The sequence below is a fragment of the Janthinobacterium sp. PAMC25594 genome (assembly GCF_019443505.1).
Taxonomy (GTDB): Bacteria; Pseudomonadota; Gammaproteobacteria; order Burkholderiales; family Burkholderiaceae_D; genus Janthinobacterium.
In genome coordinates, this window is sequence record NZ_CP080377.1 from 5529230 (window position 1) to 5547480 (window position 18251).

The 18251-nt window shown below is 62.1% G+C and carries 14 protein-coding genes; 9 read left to right on the forward strand and 5 right to left on the reverse strand.

The window, feature by feature from the left end:
• Window positions 1–905: 905 nt before the first annotated feature.
• Complete coding sequence (locus tag KY494_RS24845) at window positions 906–1475, reverse strand: hypothetical protein (protein ID WP_219888568.1); 570 nt, start codon at window positions 1473–1475, stop codon at window positions 906–908.
• On the reverse strand, window positions 1472–3712 hold the full coding sequence (locus KY494_RS24850) for a serine/threonine-protein kinase (RefSeq protein WP_219888569.1): 2241 nt from the start codon (window positions 3710–3712) through the stop codon (window positions 1472–1474). Before KY494_RS24850 ends, KY494_RS24845 begins: the two co-directional genes overlap by 4 nt.
• A gap of 292 nt (window positions 3713–4004) precedes the next feature.
• On the opposite strand from KY494_RS24850, the gene tssF reads away from it, so the two are divergent.
• The 6 genes from tssF (at window position 4005) to KY494_RS24880 (ending at window position 13606) form a co-directional block, all read left to right on the forward strand.
• A complete protein-coding gene (gene tssF / locus KY494_RS24855) occupies window positions 4005–5846 on the forward strand; it encodes a type VI secretion system baseplate subunit TssF (protein ID WP_219888570.1) in 1842 nt (613 codons plus the stop codon).
• Window positions 5807–6835 (forward strand): type VI secretion system baseplate subunit TssG, encoded by a 1029-nt coding sequence (tssG, locus tag KY494_RS24860; protein WP_219888571.1) that lies wholly within the window; start codon window positions 5807–5809, stop codon window positions 6833–6835. The genes tssF and tssG overlap by 40 nt, the downstream gene beginning before the upstream one ends.
• 48 nt (window positions 6836–6883) lie before the next feature.
• Window positions 6884–9628 (forward strand): type VI secretion system Vgr family protein, encoded by a 2745-nt coding sequence (locus KY494_RS24865; protein WP_219888572.1) that lies wholly within the window; start codon window positions 6884–6886, stop codon window positions 9626–9628.
• A gap of 23 nt (window positions 9629–9651) precedes the next feature.
• Window positions 9652–11898 carry a DUF3274 domain-containing protein gene (locus KY494_RS24870; RefSeq protein ID WP_219888573.1) on the forward strand — a complete coding sequence of 749 codons (2247 nt, stop codon included), beginning with the start codon at window positions 9652–9654 and terminating at the stop codon, window positions 11896–11898.
• Between the two features lie 72 nt (window positions 11899–11970).
• The gene (locus KY494_RS24875; protein ID WP_258194426.1) at window positions 11971–13314 is read left to right on the forward strand and encodes a hypothetical protein; all 1344 of its coding nucleotides are present in this window, start codon (window positions 11971–11973) and stop codon (window positions 13312–13314) included.
• A 28-nt stretch (window positions 13315–13342) separates the two neighbouring features.
• Window positions 13343–13606 (forward strand): PAAR domain-containing protein, encoded by a 264-nt coding sequence (locus tag KY494_RS24880; protein WP_099379104.1) that lies wholly within the window; start codon window positions 13343–13345, stop codon window positions 13604–13606.
• Here KY494_RS24880 and KY494_RS24885 read toward each other — a convergent pair.
• From KY494_RS24885 to KY494_RS24895, 3 genes are all read right to left on the reverse strand, one after another.
• Window positions 13603–14925 (reverse strand): aspartate aminotransferase family protein, encoded by a 1323-nt coding sequence (locus tag KY494_RS24885; RefSeq protein WP_219888574.1) that lies wholly within the window; start codon window positions 14923–14925, stop codon window positions 13603–13605. The genes KY494_RS24880 and KY494_RS24885 overlap by 4 nt on opposite strands.
• An 81-nt stretch (window positions 14926–15006) precedes the next feature.
• Window positions 15007–15903, reverse strand: coding sequence for a MurR/RpiR family transcriptional regulator (locus KY494_RS24890; protein WP_258194427.1), 897 nt, complete (start codon window positions 15901–15903; stop codon window positions 15007–15009).
• A gap of 44 nt (window positions 15904–15947) precedes the next feature.
• The gene (locus tag KY494_RS24895; protein WP_219136831.1) at window positions 15948–16220 is read right to left on the reverse strand and encodes a hypothetical protein; all 273 of its coding nucleotides are present in this window, start codon (window positions 16218–16220) and stop codon (window positions 15948–15950) included.
• A 329-nt stretch (window positions 16221–16549) separates the two neighbouring features.
• Between KY494_RS24895 and KY494_RS29905 the strand changes: the two genes are divergently transcribed.
• The 3 genes from KY494_RS29905 to KY494_RS29915 are packed head-to-tail and all read left to right on the forward strand — an operon-like array spanning window position 16550 to window position 18209.
• On the forward strand, window positions 16550–16696 hold the full coding sequence (locus tag KY494_RS29905) for a hypothetical protein (protein ID WP_258194428.1): 147 nt from the start codon (window positions 16550–16552) through the stop codon (window positions 16694–16696).
• Window positions 16697–16702: 6 nt separating this feature from the next.
• Complete coding sequence (locus tag KY494_RS29910) at window positions 16703–17569, forward strand: POTRA domain-containing protein (RefSeq protein ID WP_258194429.1); 867 nt, start codon at window positions 16703–16705, stop codon at window positions 17567–17569.
• Window positions 17451–18209: a ShlB/FhaC/HecB family hemolysin secretion/activation protein gene (locus KY494_RS29915; RefSeq protein ID WP_258194988.1), complete on the forward strand. Its 759-nt coding sequence runs from the start codon at window positions 17451–17453 to the stop codon at window positions 18207–18209. Before KY494_RS29910 ends, KY494_RS29915 begins: the two co-directional genes overlap by 119 nt.
• Window positions 18210–18251: the final 42 nt, after the last annotated feature.

Genomic DNA, 18251 nt, shown 5'->3' on the forward strand with positions numbered 1-18251 from the left:
CCTTTAGTATGTAATCTGGCTCGCTCGTTTAGTTCATGTCGGAGTCACCGCCCACCGAGCTTTCCGGCAGCAGGCCACCTGCCACAGCGTCGATTTCGTTCGTGTTTAATTCTTGCATGCTCTGCTCCTTGGTGATGTCATAAGATTTACGTTTTTTTACAACAACATCGTAAAGCAATTGTTAAAAAAAGCATAGATTTATTGTGGCAGGTGCCAGTGCAAGATATCCCTTCCAGCCGCTGATGTAGCTTGTCGCCATTGTTGCCATGTAATAAAACAAGAGCCACGCGGGTGAATATCGGGGCGGCTCTGGATGGGGGGCTTGCGGCAGCAAGGTGCTGCCTTGCTGGAGTCACTTTACATGGTGGTGCTTCCGCCAACCGAGCTTTCCGGCATGTTCCCACCGGATACTTCATCGATTTCGTTTGTATTTAATTCTTGCATGTTGTTTAACTCAATGTTAAAGATTGGCCAGGAAAGTCGAATCTCGACAGCTGTCGCCGGAAGCCTTGCTTGTAAATTCTGATGACTCACCGATCCAGTATCGCGACCTGTGGGCTTAGCTCGGAAGAGAAGGATTACATCAGGACATTGCCGCCGACCGAGCTTTCAGGCATGACTCCGCCGGATACTTCTTCGATTTCATTGATCTCTAATTCTTGCATATTGTTTTCTCACTGACGAAGTTGCTTTTTATGTGGAATGATGCTTATGGCAAGTCACTTGCATGCTGGATAATATCAACCCCAATCCGACGATCCGCCAACTGAGGACTCTGGCATGTTTCCGCCGGATACTACTTCGATTTCGTGTGTGTTTAATTCTTGCATGTTGTTTCCTCACTGATTACGTTGCTATTTATATGGAGTACTGCGTATGGCAATACGCTTGCATGCTAGGTAATATCAACCCCAGTCCAACGATCCTCCCACCGAGCTTTCCGGGTCAAAGGAAAAGACGCGCAGTTCTGGTTGAACGCCTTCGCCGCGCATGATGCGTACGGTGATGACGAAGGAGAGTTCCCATCGACCCGTTGCATAGCCAACGTCGAGATTGTGTTTCCAATCCTGGCGAATGCGGCGCAGTGGTGGCAAGGCAGTGTTCTCTGCATCTCCCAGCAATACTTCGGCTTCGAAGTCCAATGGGAAGTTGTAGGTGGCGCCTACGGCTTGCAGGAATGGGGACGGCGGTGCATAGACAGTAGGAACATTCGGTCCTATTTGTGTAAGTTGTGGCACGGTAACGATGCAGCAGTCGACGATCTGGAACGACGTGAAACCACTCTCCTTGGAACCACAGCAAGTGACGTCGAGGTACACATGCTGGCCTTGCTGAAAGTGCACGCCGCCCATATAGGCACCATGACGCGGATCTGCGGTGCCATCGCATGAAGTGAAGCTATAGTCGAGCTGGTTGGTGATCTGGTCTGCGTCAAAATGTACGGATAATTTCATCCAGGGGCTGACAGGCGTCATGTTTTAGGATCTCTTTTTAAGTTGATAACAAATTGCTGGTAGCGAGCATCTCGCCTGAGGTTCAATAGATCGGGAGCAGTCTCGATCAAATTGAGAGGATAGCCAAGTCTGGCAGCTTCCAGCAGCGCCGTCATGGCCGCGTCATGGTTGCCGATCAGCTCATGGGTTAGTGCAGCGCGGAATTGAACATCGGGCAAACGAGGGGCATTGGTGACTGCTTTCTCGACACTGTTCAATGCCTCCTTTTTTGCGCCCACGTAGGCTGAATACAAGGCCATACGCGAATTGAAGGTGACGTCGTCAGGAATGCGCGCCAGCAGCGGTGTGAGTAGTTCGATGGCGCGCCGATAGGACCTTTGCGATGCTTCGGCTTGTGCGGGGATCCAGCGCTGTGCGTCGGCAAGATTGGCCCATAACTGATAGGTATTCGGACTCCCCTTGCTTGAAGATACGGCGTTTTCGAATGCTTGCACGGCACCCACATAATCAGCCTTGGCAAACAATGACGTTCCCAGATTGCTATAAAGCTCCCAGTTCGGCTGGAGTTGCAAGCCTTGCTGCAATACACGCAAGGCTTCGTCATTGCGGTTTTGGCGCAAGAGAACGGCATTCAGGTAGGCATAGGCACTTGCTGATTGCGGATCGAGTTCTATGCTTTTGCGAAACGCCTGCTCAGCGCTAGCATAGTCAGCTTGACGATAATGCATTAACCCCAGCAGTGTTGAGAGCATGCGCTCCTTGGGGTAGTTGTACGCTGCATCATCGAGTAGCGTTTTGGCCATGTCAAACTTTTTGAGATTAATTAATTGGCGTGCTTTACCGACGATTGCCATCAGGTTTTGCGGATCAAGGTTCAATGCGCTGGCCGACGCTCGCAACGCTTCTTCCTGCTTGCCTTGGAATTCAAGCACCCAAGCTTGCGCCACATGGGCTAGCGCCAGCTGATTATCTAACGTCAGAGCCTGTTGTGCCCCAGCATCCGCGCGCTGCAGCCAAGTCTCGTCGCGGCCATTGCCGATGTAACGTAGGCTATACGCCAGCGACAGGCCAGCCGAAGCGGCAGCGCTGGCTGGATTGTGTTTGAGCACCGTGTTGAAGTGCGCAATGGCCTGTTCTTGACTGGTGTCGCGATCAAACACCCGCAACGCTTCCATCCCCGCCGCCATGCTGGCCATTTCCGAATACGGCGCAGGTGCTTTCTCGCCCGTGACGAACGATTTGACGGCCGGAATGATATTGGGTAGCTGCCATCCCGCCAGTACCGCCAGCAGCGCCACGCCCGCGCCCCACTGCAGGGTGCGCTTGCGGGGCAGGGGCAGGCGGATGGAGACGCTGGCGGGAGGTTCTTCCTTCGCGGGCGTCTCGTCAGCAAGGGCCGTGGCTAAGGTGACAGCTTCTCCGCGCTGCGCCCCTATCGCCTCGCGCACGTCGCGCATGGTGCGTGGCCGTTCGGCCGGGTCGTGCGCCGTCATCGCGCGCACGAGGGCGTTGATGGTGGGCGGCACGGAGTCGGGCAGGTCAGGCCACGGTTCCGTCGCCTGCATGTGGGCGGCGGCCAGGGCCAGGCCGTTCAGGTGGGCGAAGTGGCGCTGGCCAGCCAGCATTTCGTACAGCATGGCGCCCAGCGCGTAGACGTCGCCGCGCGTGTCGGGCAGGCGGCCCATCAGGCGCTCGGGCGCCATGTAGGCGATCGTGCCCTGCAAGTCGCACAGGGTGGTCGTTTGCGTGGCTTGCGGGTCGATGTGGCGCGCCAGGCCGAAGTCGAGGATGCGTACCTTGCCGCTAGCCTCGAGCATCAGGTTCGACGGTTTCAAGTCGCCGTGCACGAGGTCCATGGCGTGCGCCTCGTCCATCGCGTCGGCGATCTGGTAGGCGATGTCGAGCGCGGCTTGCAAGTCAGCCTTGCCGCTGTGCATGAATTGCCCCAGCGTCTGGCCTTCGACCAGTTCCATGACGATGGACTGGCTCGTGCCTTGGCCCTCGATGGCGAAGATGCGCACGAAGGCCGCATGCTTGAGCGAGGCGGCCAGGCGCGCTTCATTGATGAGTTTTTCGGGATGCAGCACGTCGGCTTGCGGTTTCAGCCGCTTCAGCGCCACGCTGCGGCACAGCTTGGCATCCCAGGCTTCGAATACATGGCCGAAACCGCCTTCGCCCAGCAAGCGGCGCACTTCGTAGTGCCCGCTGATAGTGTCGTCTTGCGACGGGGTCTGACGCGGGGAGTCGAGCAGTTCCATATACCTTGGCTTCAGAGTGCATCAGCGTGGACGTCAAGCATCGAGAGGGGCAATGCGATGTTTGAATGCCCAAGATGATTGATTTTGAGTAACTTCCTGATTTAAAACGATTGTTTCGAATAAGTCAATTAATATTGGCAAGGAGTGAACAAAAGTTGCTGTGTCAGCGCCGGAATGGCATTCCTTGCTGATGCATGCAATCTTGTTCAAACTCAATTTTCCTATTCCCCGCTTCCTCAATAATGCAGATGGGGTGATACCGGCATGTGTCGATCAGGCGATGGGAGCTGGCATGGATGAGTTGCTGCAGTATTACGAGCGCGAACTGGGCACCTTGCATGCGCACAATCAGGCGTTTGCCCGGCGCTATCCGGCCATCGCTGGCGCGCTGGGCATCGTGGGCGGTGACCTGGGCACCACCGACGATCCGCACCTGGCGCGCATGCTGCAGGCGTTTGCCATGTTCAATGCGCGCACGGCGAAGCGGCTGGCCGATGGCTTCGGCACCTTCAGTGAAACCTTGCTGGAAGTCAATTTCCCCCATTATTTGCGCCCGTTTCCTGCCTGCGCCATTGCCCGCATCGATAACGACCTTGCGGCGGTGAGCGAGCTGGCCGTGATCCCGCGCGGCACGCTCATGCATGCTGCGGAACATCAGGGCGTTGCCTGCAAGTTCACCACCGCCTACGATGTCGCCGTGGCGCCGCTGCGCCTGTCCGAGGTGCGTTTCCAGTCCATCGTGGCGGCGCCGCCCGCAGTGCGCCTGCCACCGGATCTGGGGGCGGCAATCAGCATCACGCTCGAAGCGACGGGCGCCACGTCCACGCTGGACGCGCTGCCGCTGCCGGCGCTGCGCCTGTTCCTTGATGGCGAGCCTTCCTTTTGCGCCACCTTGCGCGACAGCCTGTTCCTGCGTGCGCGTTGCGCCTATGTGGAAGCCGACGGTATATGGCATGGGCTGGATGCAGTGCCCTTGCATCCGATCGGCTTTGCCGCCGAGGATGCCCTGATGCCGACCATGGCCGCCTCGCATCCCGCTTACCGCTTGCTGGGCGAATGGTTTGCCTTTCCGGATAAATTCAATTTCGTCGACCTGGACCTGGCCGCGCTGCGCCCGCTGTTGCCGCCGGCCTGCCGGCGCTGCACCATCCACCTGCTGCTGGCCGACGTACAGGCCGATGCGGATGTCGCGCGCATCCTGCGGCCCCTGTCCGCCAGGCATCTGCTGACGGGATGCACGCCCGTCGTCAACCTGTTTCGCCAGGCGGCCAATCCCATTCGCCTGACGCATGCGAGCGCCGAGCATGTGCTGCTGCCATCGGTGCGGCAGGCGCATTGCTACGATATTTACAGCATCGACAGCGTGCATGTCCTCAGTGAAACGCAGAGTGGTGGCGCACTCGATGCGTTTCACCCGTTCTATTCGATGCGCCATGGCGAAGCGGGCGGGCGCCGGGGACGCTACTGGGTGACGCGGCGCGACGAAGACATGGCACTGAGCAATCCCGGCTACGACATGCGCATCGCCTTTGTCGACGGCGCCATGCAGCCGCTGCACGACGCGACGCAAACGGTGTCCATCATGCTGACCTGCAGCAACCGCGATTTGCCGAGCCGCCTGGTGTTCGGCAATGCCGCGGGCGATTTGCACCATGACGGCGTGGCCAGCGCCTTGCCGGTGCGCCTGCTGCGCAAACCCGGCGCGCCGTGTCGCTTCCCTGCGGGTGCGGCGTCGCATTGGCGGCTGATCGCGCAATTGTCCCTGAACCATCAGTCGCTGAATGAACAGGGCTTGCCGCTCTTTAAGCAAATACTCGAGCTGTACAACTTGCCCGGTTCGGCCAGCGCCGCGCGCCAGATCGCAGGCTTGACGGGACTGCGCCAGCGCGCCGCCAGTACCTGGCTGCAGGACGAGGCGGGCGGCAGCCTCGTCTTCGGCATCGACGTCCTGCTGTCCATCGATGAAGAAGCCTTTGTCGGCAGCGGCTTGCATGCCTTTGCCCAGGTGATCGAACGCTTTCTCGGGCTGTATGTGCACCTGGCCTCGTTTACCCGCCTGATCGTCTTGTCGCAGAAGACTGGAAAGGAGTTGCTGTGCTGCCTGCCACGCAATGGAAACCAGACGCTGGTGTAGTCGCGCGCCTGCTGGCCGATCCGTCCGGTACCGGCTTCTTTCAGGCGGTGCGGCTGCTGTCTGCCTGGCTGATGCAGCAGGGCATTTCGCAGGAGCAGGTGTTTGAGGATTATCTGCGCCTGCATGGCAGTGCATCGCTGTCGTTTGCGCCGGGCGAAATCGAACAGCTGTGGCTGGAGCAGGAACCAGATGGCGAGACACAGGTGCATGTGCAGGCGGCCATGCTGGGTTTTTTAGGCGTGCATGGCAGCTTGCCGCTGCATTACACGGAAACGCTCGCCCGCCACGAGCGGCAAACGGGCGATGGCGGTCCCCGTGCCTGGCTCGACACGCTCTCGCAACGCGCGCTGGCCTTGTTCTACCAGGCCTGGGCCCGCTACCGCATCGAATGCCAGCAGGACGCCGACGGCGGCGATTTCCTGCCCTTGCAACTGGCTCTGGCGGGAGCCTGGCCTGCCCAGGTGGCCAAGCTGACGGATGGCTTGCCAGCGCATGTGCTTGCCCATTACGCGGCCTTGTTGCGGCATCGGCCCGTGGCGGCCGACGTGATGCAGGCGCTGCTGGCCGGGTATTTCGGCGTGCCCGTGCGCATACAGCGTTTTGTGGGCGCCTGGTTCCGGCGCGCGCCGCAGGAGCGCACCTTGCTGGCTAGTGCCAACGCGCGGCTGGGACAAGGCGCCATGCTGGGAGAGCGCTGCCGGCGCGCCGACTTGCGCTTGCGCCTCGTGCTGGGGCCGCTGGCACGCCGCGTCTACGAGGATTTCTTGCCCGGACGCCCCGGTGCGCTGGCCCTGCGTCAGATGCTGGGCCTGTTTGGCTTGCCTGGCATGAGTTTTGAAATACGCCTGGTGCTGCGCCGGGAAGATGTGCGCACCTGCGTGCTGGGCATGGGCGACTGCCTGGCGGAGGATGCCTTTTTGGCCGACAAATTGCCGGCCCGTGAGCGTGACGACATGCATTACGACATTCGATTCGATGGTTCCGCCTGAGACCGCCATGCATGCTGTACCCCGATGATTGCTGGAAGGAAGAAAACAATGGAAGACTTCGCGCAATGGCTGGCCGTGGACAAGGTCTTGACTGCAGGCAATCGCGCCTTGCGGCTACGCCTCGCTTATCCGGAAGGCATCAATGAGGATATCTTGCTGCCGCAGCGCATCAGCGGCAGCGAGGCCATCTGCGGCGGGATCGAGTACCGCATCCTGTGCGTGGCCACCGAGGCGCAGCTGCCGCTGAAACAGTTCATCGCCGTGCCGGCCGAATTGCAAATAGTGACCGACCAGGGGCAGCTGCGCAGGGTCTGCGGCATCGTCGCCGAAGCGAGCGCGGGGCAGAGCGATGGTGGCCTGGCGACCTATCAACTGGTGCTGCGCGACGGCCTGGCGTTGATGGAAAAACGCGTCAACACGCGCGTGTTTCGCAACAAGCATGAATTGCAGATCGTGCAGCTCCTGTTTGAGGAGTGGCGGCAGGGCAATAGCGTGCTCGCCGCCAGCCTGGATCTCGCCATCGATGCGGCGCTGGCGGCGCGCAGCTTGCCCGTGCGCGAATTCACGATGCAGCATAACGAATCCGATGCCGCCTTTATCCGCCGCCTGCTCAGGCGCCGCGGCATCGCCTGGTGTTTCCAGGCGGGAGCGACCGCCAGCGCGAATGCCACCACCATGCCCGTGCATGCCCTGCTGCTGTTCGACGACGCCAGCCGCCTGCCGGAAAACGCGGCCGGCGCGGTGCGCTATCACCGCGACGACGCCACCGAGGAAAGGGATACCGTGACGGCCTGGAGCGCCGTGCGCCGCTTGCAAGCGGGAAAGTTCGAACGCTACAGCTGGGACGATGGCCACCCGCACAGCCCGCAGTTCATGGCCACGCAGTCGCACGGCGGCGTGGACCAGGGCGGGAATGGCAATCGCCTGGCGGCCAGTCTCGACGACTATATCGTGGAGCCGCCGCTGGCCGCCGGCAGCAATGACGAATTGCGGCAACTGGGCCAGCTGGCGATGGCGCGTCACGACATGGACAGCAAGTGTTTCCAAGGAGAAGGCTGCGTGCGCGACTTTTGCGCGGGCCAATGGTTCAGCCTGGAAGGGCATGCCGACATCGACAGCCATCCGGTTCCCGAGCGCAGTTTCGTCATCACGGCCTTGAGCGTATCGGCCAGCAATAACTTGCCGACAGGCCTGGATGCCAGGGTCGGGCGCCTGTTTGCACAGAGCGGCTGGCAGTGCGATGCCGGCCCGGCACAAGGGGCAGGCGCCGATGGCCAGGCGGCCTTGCGCTACCGTAACCGTTTTACCTGCGTGCGGCGCGGCATCGCCATCGTGCCCGCTTTTGACTCGCGCAGCGATTTCCCCGCCGTTCGTCTGCAAAGCGCGCTGGTCGTCGGGCCTGCCGGCGAGGAAGTACATTGCGATGCGCTGGGACGTGTCAATGTGCGTTTTGTTGCGACGCGCGCGCCGGACCACGCGCATGCCAACGGTTCCGGCGCCTCCGATACGGAGCGCGATTCTGCCTGGGTGCGCGTGGCATCGAGCTGGAGCGGCAATGGCCCGGGCAGCGGCAAACAATGCGGCACCTTGAGCTTGCCGCGCATCGGCGCGGAAGTGCTGATCGATTTTCTCGGCGGCGACCCGGACCGGCCCATTATCGTGGGCCAGCTGTACAACGCCGTGGGTGCGCCGCCGGGCTTGAGCGCGCGCGGCGCCTTGCCCGGCAACCGTTATCTGTCCGGCATGCGCAGCCGCGAAGTGCGCGGTGGGCGCGGCAACCAGCTGTGCTTTGACGACACGCCGTCGCAGATCAGCGCGCAACTGGCCAGCGACCAGGCGGCCACGCAATTGAACCTCGGCTATCTGACGGAACCGCGTAGCGACGGCGCAGGGCGGCAGCGCGGCGACGGCTTCGAGTTGCGCAGCGACGCCAGCGGCAGCGTGCGCACGGCCCGTTCGCTGCTGATTTCGGCCTGGAAACAGCTGGGCGCCAGCGGCAAGCAGCTCGATGGCAGCGAGCATGCCGCCGTGATGCAGGAATGCCTGGAATTGTTGACCTCCCTGGGCGAGTTTGCCGCCCAGCACCAGGCGCTGGCGTGGGACGCGGCCGGCAGCAAGGCGCTGGGCGCCGCGATTGCCGCCGACCAGCCCGCCGTCAGCATCACGGCGCCCGAGGGCGTGGCGCTGAGTACCCCCAAAACCATCAGCGGCAACGCGGGCGCGAATATCGACCTGGTGGCCCAGCAGCATTTGCAACTGAGCGCGGCCCAGCGCTGCAATGTCAACGCGGGCAAGGGCATTTCCCTGTTCGCGCACGAGGATGGCATCGTGCAGGTGGCCCACTTCGGCAAGTTTTTGCTGCAAAGTCAGCACGACCTGCTGCAGGCGGACGCCGCCAAGGAGATCCGCCTGACAGCCGGCACGCGCCTGGTCGGCGTGGCGCAGGACGAAATCACCTTCATGACGGCGGGCGGCGCCTACCTGAAACTGTCCGGCGGTGCGGTGGAACTGGGCGGTCCCGGCGCGCTGACGGTGAAGACTGATGGCCACCACTGGAACGGCCCGGCCAGCATGAAAGGCGAGCTGCCCACCTTCGGCGAGGGCGAGCTGGGCCGCGTGCCGCGATTGCTGCGTCCCACCGACGGCTTGCCCGTCGAAGGCGTGGAAGTGCATATCGAGCGCGAAGGCGACGGTCCCGTGACGGGCGTCAGCGGCGCCGACGGGCGCGGGCCGAAGGTGGCGACCGATCATCTGCAGCGGCTGAAGGGTTTCTTCTTCCGCCGCCGTTCCTGAAACCCGACACCGGAGACCACACCATGCTGTTCGATCCCCATCCGCCGCTGTGCGACGATCCTGAAATCGATATCCTCGGTCAGTTTTCCTGCAACGCCAATTTCCAGAGCAGCGACCGGGACACGCTGCAGCAACTGCCGCTGCCCGGCATCGTGATCTTCGTGCACGGCGTCAATTCCGATGGCGAGTGGTACGCGGCAGCCGAAGAGGGACTGTGCAAGGGCCTCAACGAGCGCCTCAAGCGTTCCTGCCATCACATGCAGCACCGTGGCGTGGAAGGCGGCGAACTGACGGCGGTCAATTATGGCGCCGAGATCACGGCCGAAGGCTTTCTCAACCCGGAAATGTCGGCCGATACCTTGATCCGCGATGCCGGCACTTTTTCTCCCGTGATCCGTTTTCGCTGGGGCTACAAGGCTTCCGGCGAGGAACTGCAGCAATACGGCAAGGGCATCTACCTGAATGAGGAAGACTACTGGGGCGGCGGGCCGTTTGCCAATGGCTGCAGCGCGCTGGCCGACTTGTGGAAGGACGGGCTGAGCGAGGGTTTATTCTTGTGGAACACCATCCAGCACATGAATCCCTTCCCGGAACGGCAAGTGTACAGCTGCCCGCCGCGTCCGTATTTCGTGCTGGCCGCCTATCGTCTGGCCAGGCTGGTCGAAGCCATCCGCCAGCAGCAGGCCGACGTGCCCGTCACCATCGTGTGCCATAGCCAGGGCACGATGGTGGCGATGGCGGCCGCCTTTCTCGGCGCAAACCTGCCCAAGGTGAAGGACAATTTTCCCTGCGTGGCCGACAACTATGTCATTTGCAATTCGCCGTACAGCCTGGCGAAAAGCAATAGCGCCGAGAACTGGGTGGCCAGCAATCTGCGTGCGGCGGACGGCAGCACGGGCAGGGTGACGGTGCAGGCGCGCATCGCCACCTTGAAAAACTTCTTTGCCATCATCGGCCAGCGCGCCAGCCTGGGCGAGGCGCAGACAGACGAGGAAATCGACCGCTGCATGGCCAACGCGCAGCACGGTTTTTCCGCCGCCAAAGATCGTGAACAATACGGGATTGCCGGCGCCGCCCGGGGCGGCAGGAAATCATCGTATGGCAGGGTGACCATCTATTGCAATCCGCACGACGTGGTGGTGTCGTCCGTGGCCATCGAGGGCATCGGCTGGCGCGGCCTGTCGGGTTCGCTGGCCAAGGATAGCAAGGACGGCGGCGAGCTGGCGGCCACCGGGGCCGCAGGCGTGTGCGTGCAGCGCGTGTTTGCCCAGGGTTTTGAGGTGGGCAAGCAGGGCAGCTATCACTACTGGAGCGATCACTGGCGCAAGCCCACGCCGGGCGGCAAGGACTTCTGGTTTCCGGCGCAGAAATATGCGTCGTATTCCATCAAGCAGGGCGTCGAGGCCAGCGAGAGCTCCTTTTCCACCATCCTGACGGTCGGGTTTGCGCCTCTGTTCATCGTGGTCACGGGCCTGGCCCACAGCCCCTGCAATGCCTCTCCCCACAAAGACTGGAAAATCGAACTGAACGCACCCGACTTGCTGCCGCCCTTCAAGCCGCAGTCCTTGCGCTTTGGCCAGACAAGCGAGGAATTCGACGAAGGCTACGAGCCCCCCGGCGAATCGCGCCAGGCCGGCAAGCAGCGCGCGCCCGGCGACGATTACCTTGCCGATCATGAGATTCCGCCCGGCGGCCTGCAGGGGCAGGCGGCGAAAAGCGAAGCCAAACGCATGGACAGCGCCAAGGGCACGGCCGATGACGAGGCGCGCCTGCGATTCGAGCAGCGCGCCGTGATACGCGCGCAGGCCGTACGGGAAGGAAAAAGTCCCGCAGGTCAAAAAGTCCAGCAAGAAATGCCCAACGCCACGCCTGACGCCGAATACCAAGCATGGCGCAGCACGCGGATAGAGGAAATGATGTCCAGCCAGGCGGGCGCCTACGCCACCGACCATTCCACCATCCTGACCAACCCCATGCACGCAGAGCGGGCGCTTGCGTATGACGTGGCGGTGGGCGTGTGCCGCATCAAGCCGGATCAGCTGCGTAAGTTGAGGGTGGCGGCGGATTGGAGGTTGTTGAAGGCGCTTGATGATAGTGACTCTGCAAAGACTTTTAAAGAGTACTTTGCCAAAGCGAGACGTAACAAGATGACTGCCTCAGTGTGGGTAAAAGAGTCTGAAGAAGCCAGTCTTCCTGAAAAAATTATCGACATACGTGAAAACCCTGCGCGGGATCCCCGGCCTACGTCTGGAGAACTGGCTCACGATTGATGTCATGCGATTTACCGGTTTGTATAGAGCAGATCCTTCTGCAACAGCCTTTTTATAGATGGAGCATTGAGCATGTTCAAAACTATTTTTCTTTATGTGTCCCTCGGATTTCTGGTCGTATTCCTGCTGGCCGCTTGTTCACATTTGCGTTCGTCGCCTGCTACCTTGAGCAGTACCGTTAGTGCTGTACCTGAGGTTAATAAGCGGCCTTACATGGCTCAAGTAGTTGGCTTGCAATGGCTTAATCCACTACAGCGGAAGGACTATCCGACGCAATGGCAATTGCTGTGGACTTTGGGGCTGGCACAACCAAATCCGAACGATGAGATGGTCAGGGAAAAGCCTGAAAAATATTCCAAACTGCAAAGCATTGCGTCTATTGCTGTTGGAAATAATGGTTCTGAAACCTTCCGCGGCTACCACCATAAATATATCGAAGATATGTTTGATCGTTTTCATGGAGTGTATTACTCCGACCCAGAGTACTTCTACAACGTTCACTCAGCTGAAAAAAGATCACGTTGGCGCGAGCTTGCAGGCATTCACATTGAGTATGCGTTACCTGAAGGCAAGCTTGACCCTGTTGAGGCTGCCAAGTTCGTCCAAGAATATGTTGCCGATATTTTTAGCATCGGCAACATCCACTCTCCCACCCTCTGGACCCGCTCCACCCCACCCGACGTCCGCGTCACCATGGGCGGCCCCAACGCCGGTTTTACTTCACTTTCCGCCGCGCTCGACTACCTGCAAAGCCACCCCAAGGAAACCGTCTGGGCCATGAACTGGGATGCGCCCAGCCGTCCCCTGGACCGGCAGATCAACGAAAACCTGGTACTGCTGGTGCTGGCCGGCCCCGACTACAAGACGGAGCGGGCGCCGCTGGCGTGGCTAGGCTATCCGAGTACCAAACAGGTTGCCGATTTTGAAGTCAAAAAGGGCGAACCGCCGCGCCTGGTGCAGGCGTGGACGGCGGCCATCGAAGAGGCTGCGGCTAAGGCCAATCAAGCCGAGACCGGGATCGGCTATCTGATCCACGACGCCGGCAATACGCATCAGGATTCGTCCGCGCGGCTCGGCGCGCTGGCGCAGACGCTCACCGTGCAATTGCCGGAATTCGATCTGCTGAAGCAAAGCTTCAATCTGACGGCCGTGCTGGGCGAGACGGGCGCGGGCACTGCGCTGACGAACATGGCGCTGGGCATCGCCTACGCGCATCACTTCGGTAAACCCGTGCTGGTGGCCGGCACCAGCGACCTGCTTGCCCCCGTGGCGCTGGTGGTGGCGCCGCCCGCCGTCGTGCGGCCGATACAGCCCGGTAAACCGTGGTTCCGCGCGCGCAGCGGCAACCATGCGTATTTGCCCTGGTGGGGCTTGCGCCACGATGCGCGCGAGTATTACCAGGGGTTTTCGCAATGAGGCGTTTTACCTATTCAAGGAGAAGAGCATGCGTGGCGTGATCCGTTTGAACGACCCCACCAGCCACGGCGGCAAGGTGGTGGGGGCGGCGCCGAACAGCACGGTGCTGGGCGTGGCCGTGGCGCGCAAGGGCGACCCTTGCGTGTGTCCGATAAAAGGTCACGTGCGTTGCGTGATCGCCGAGGGCGATCCGCAGGTGCTGATCGACGGCGTGCCCGTGGCCTTTGACGGTCACAAGACCAGCTGCGGCGCCAGCCTGATGTCTACCGTGGGCAACAGCGGGCGCGGTTAGGCCAGGCTGGCGTCGATGGCCGTGCCCAGCTTGTCGACGATTTCATCGACATGGCTGGCGTCGATGATGTAGGGCGGCGCCAGCAGGATGTGGTCGCCGTGCAGGCCGTCGATGGTGCCGCCCATGGGGTAGCACATCAGTCCGTTTTGCATGGCTCGTGCCTTGATGCGCGCGTGCAGGCGCCGGGCCGGGTCGAACGGCCGCTTGCTGGCGCGCTCCTGCACCAGTTCCAGGCCCAGGAACAGGCCACGGCCGCGGATGTCGCCCACGTGCGCATGGCCATCGAAACGTTGCTGCAGGCGCTCCTTGAGCAAGCCGCCCATGGTGCGCACGTTGGCCAATAAATCGCGTTCCTCGATCTGCCGCTGCACGGCGAGGGCGGCGGCGCAGGCGGTGGCGTGGCCGATATACGTGTGGCCGTGCTGGAAGAAGCCCGTGCCGGCGCGGATGGTGTCGCGGATGTCCTGCGACACCATCACGGCGCCGATGGGCTGGTAGCCGGCGCCCAGGCCTTTGGCGATGCAGATCAGGTCGGCCGTGATGGCTTCCTGCTCGCAGGCGAACAGGCTGCCCGTGCGCCCCATGCCGCACATGACTTCGTCGAGGATCAAGAGGATGCCGTGGCGCTGGCAAATGTCGTGCATGCGCGCAAAATAGCCGGCGACGGCGGGCAGGGCGCCGGCCGTGGCGCCGACGACGGGTTCGGCGATGAAGGCCATGACGTTGTCCGCGCCCAGCTCGGCGATATTGTCTTCCAGCTCCTGGCCCAGGCGCGCCACGTAGTCGGCATCCGTTTCATGCGCCTGCTGGTCGCGCCAGGCATAGCAGGGCGATACGTGGGTCACGCCTATGAGCAGCGGTTCGAACTGCTGGCGCCGCCAGGCGTTGCCGCCCGTGGCCAGCGCGCCCAGGGTGTTGCCGTGATAGCTCTGGCGGCGCGCGATGACGTGGCGGCGCTGCGGCTGGCCCCGCTCGACGAAATACTGGCGCGCCATTTTCAGCGCGCTTTCCACCGCTTCCGAGCCACCCGAGACGAAATACACGCTGTCGATGCCGGCAGGCGCACGGGCGACGAGAAAATCGGCCAGCTGCTCCATCGGCTCGCTGGTAAAGAAGGAGCTGTGCGCATACGCCATGCTGGCAATCTGCTGCTGCACGGCGGCGATGACGGCCGCATCCGCATGGCCCAGGCAAGACACTGCCGCGCCGCCGCAGGCATCCAGATAACGCTTGCCATCTGCATCGATCAGGTAGGGGCCATCGCCGCCCGTGGCGACGGGATAGCTGGCGGTCAGGCTGCGGTGGAAGACATGGCTCATGGCATCGCTTTCTTGTCGGCAAGGGAGATGGCCGATTATAGGATGCACCGCGCCGCATTGCAACGTTTGATGTATTTGTTTTTAATTTACATCATTCGATGTTTTTGCGTAGGCGCCCAGCGCCCGCAGCTGGCTTTCCGCCGCGCCGATGGCTTGCACGGCGTCCTGTCCCGCGCGCGCCACCAGCAATTCCACCAGGCTTTCCACGGCCGCGACGCCGGCCACGATGGAGGGGAAGAACGAGGGGCTGTCGACGGCGATGACGATGCTGGCGTCGGCTTGCAGGGCCAGCGGCGACATGGCGCTGTCGCTGATGGCGAGCACCCGGCAGCCGGTCTGGCGCGCCGCCTGCGCCACCAGCAGCGCTTCGCTCGAATACGGCGCGAAGCTGACGACGACGACGGCCTCCCCGGCCTGCAGGGCGCGCAAATCCATCTCCAGCGTGCCGCCCTGACCGCTCAGCAGTTGCACGCTGGGGCGCAGCAGCCGGTACAGGTAGTGCAGGGTGTAGGCGATCGGGTGGGCGGCGCGAAAGCCCGCCACGTGCACGCGGGGCGCCGCCTGTAGCAGCGCGGCGGCAGCGTTCAGGGCCGCGTGGTTGGCGCTTCCCGTGGCGGCCAGGTTGCGCTGCTGCACCGTGAACACTTCGGTGACCAGGTCGCGCTCTTTCCCCTCTTTCCCGACCAGTGCGCCGGCCTTTGCCGCGTAGCCGCTTGGCCCCGCGCGCAGGCGCTCGACGAAGATGGCTTTGAGTTCCGGCCAGCCGGCAAAGCCCAGTTGCTGCGCCAGGCGCACGAGGGCGGCCGATTGCACCTGCGCGCGCGCGGCGATGCTGCGCATCGACGACACGGCCACTTCGTCCGGATGGTCGGCCAGGTAGCGGGCGCCGGCCTGGAATTGCGGGCTCAGTTCCGCATGGCGCGCCTTGATCAGGTCCATCAGTGCCGCATAGGAGTCGTGGGGTGTCGCTGCCTGCATCGCCGTGCCTCTTTTGATAGGTTGCGGCGATGGTACAGGATTCGTCAGCGCGCCGGTAGCGGCAGGGCGGCCGTGCGTGGACGCAGGCGGGCAAACAGGTGCGGCCCGGCCGGTTTGCGGCGCGGACCCGTCGTCAGCACGCGCAAGGCGGTGGGCAGCGGCACGTCGTGGCAGTGCAAAAACAGCGCGGCGGCGCCCGTGCCGGCCATTTCCTGCAAGGCCAGCGCATGTTCGACCAGCGCCGCCGTGCGCATGTCGAGCCGCACCGGGATGTCGGGTTGAAATAACTGTGCATCGACTTGCCGTGCATCGCGCATGCTGTCCCCGCCGGGTTCGCTGGTCAAGCTAGCAGAATAAAAGCGCTGCGGCGCCAGCACTTTGTGCGAAATCAATTCATGTGTCGGATAAATTCCACAAGGCAAAAGAAGGACGGTGAATTGGGCGCCACCCCTATGCCCCTCTGGCACGCTCTGTTGCCGGCTAATTTTGTGTGAGCCAAAATAATTCATTCCTACAATTCTTGGCTTGAGGCAAATAAAGATAGTCAGGTTTTATATGTGCAATGTTAAAATTATTAAATATATATAAATATATATGTCTATATGGCAATTTCATTACACCGCCTATCGTAATCGAGAGGATTCTTTTGCGCACCAAACTCCTGCCCCTGACTCTGCTGCTGTTGATCCAGAACGCGTACGCAGTCGATCCCCCCAGCGCCGGCAGCCAGCTGCAGCAGATTCCTGTCGCGCCCCAGTTGCCGAAGGCGCCGCCGGCCATCCGCGTGCAGTAGGGCAATGTGCCGGCCACCACGGTGGGCGATACCACGCGCATCACGGTGCAGCGCCTGCAGGTGACGGCGCCGCCCGTCTTTGCCGAGAGCGAACTGCTCGCGGCCACGGGTTTCGTGCCCGGTAGCGAGCTGACCCTGGGCGAGCTGCGCGCCATGGCGTCAAAAATTGCCAGCTATTACCAGCAGCGTGGCTATTTCCTCGCGCAGGCGTATCTGCCCGCGCAAGATATCCACGATGGCGTGGTCGTTATCGATGTGCTGCCGGGCCGGTATGGCCAGGTGCAGTTGCGCAACCAGAGCACGTTGTCCGACGGCCTGGCGGGCACGATACTGGCCGGTCTCGACGGGCAAGTGATTGCCACACCGCCGCTGGAGCGGCGCTTGCTGCTGCTGTCGGACTTGCCGGGCGTGCAGGTGAGCTCGACCCTGGCGCCGGGCGCATCCCTGGGCGCATCCGACCTCATCGTCGAGGTGCAGCCAGGATCGCGTTTCAACGGCAGCATCGACGTCGATAACCAGGGCAACCGCTACACGGGCCGCAACCGCATCGGCGCCACCCTGAACATCAATGAACTGGGGCGGCATCGGCGACGTGGCCAGCGTGCGCGCGTTTACCTCGGCCGACGGCTTGAACTACGGCCGCCTGGCGTACCAGGGCCAGGCCGGGTTGCTGCGCCTGGGCGGTGCTTACACGTATATGGATTACAAGCTGGGCAAGGAATTTGCCGTGCTCGACGCCAAGGGCACGGCGAAGATCGCCAGCGCCTACGGCAGTTATCCGCTGATCCGCTCGCGCGGCAGCAACCTGTATGCGCAGGTCAGCTACGACGACAAGACCTTCCAGGACCGCACGGAATCGACGGGCAGCGTTAACGACAAGACGGCCAGCGTGTGGATGCTGAACCTGAACGGCGACGCCAAGGATGGCTGGGGTGGCGGTGGCGTGAGCACGTATTCCATCACTTACACCACAGGCAAGATCGATATCGGGACGCCGCTCGCCTTGCGGCTCGACCAGCTGACGGTGAAGAGCAACGGCCACTTCAACAAGCTCGCCTTCAACGCGGCGCGCGTGCAAAGCCTGGGCGGCGAGACGAGCTTGTTCGGCAGCCTCAGCGGCCAGGCCGCGTCGAAAAATCTCGATGTCTCGGAAAAGATGGGCATCGGCGGCGTGGGCGGCGTGCGCGCCTATCCGGGCGGCGAGGCGTATGGCGACCAGGGCTATGTGCTGAATCTGGAATTGCGGCACAACTTGCCGGCGTTCACTGCCGTGGCGGGTCAGCTGCAGCTGATTGGCTTTGCCGACACGGGTACCGTCAAGCTGAACCGCGACGCGTGGAGCGCCGGCGAGAACCGCCGCACCCTGAGCGGCGCCGGCGTGGGCGTGACGTGGACGGGCGCCAATGCGCTCGTGCTGAAAGCGTATTACGCGCACAAGCTGGGCAATGCCAAGGCGACCTCGGCACCCGATGCGGCAGGCCGTTTCTGGCTGCAAGCCGTCAAGTATTTCTAAATTAATGCAAGTTAACTAATAAGTTAAAAAATCAGGACACCG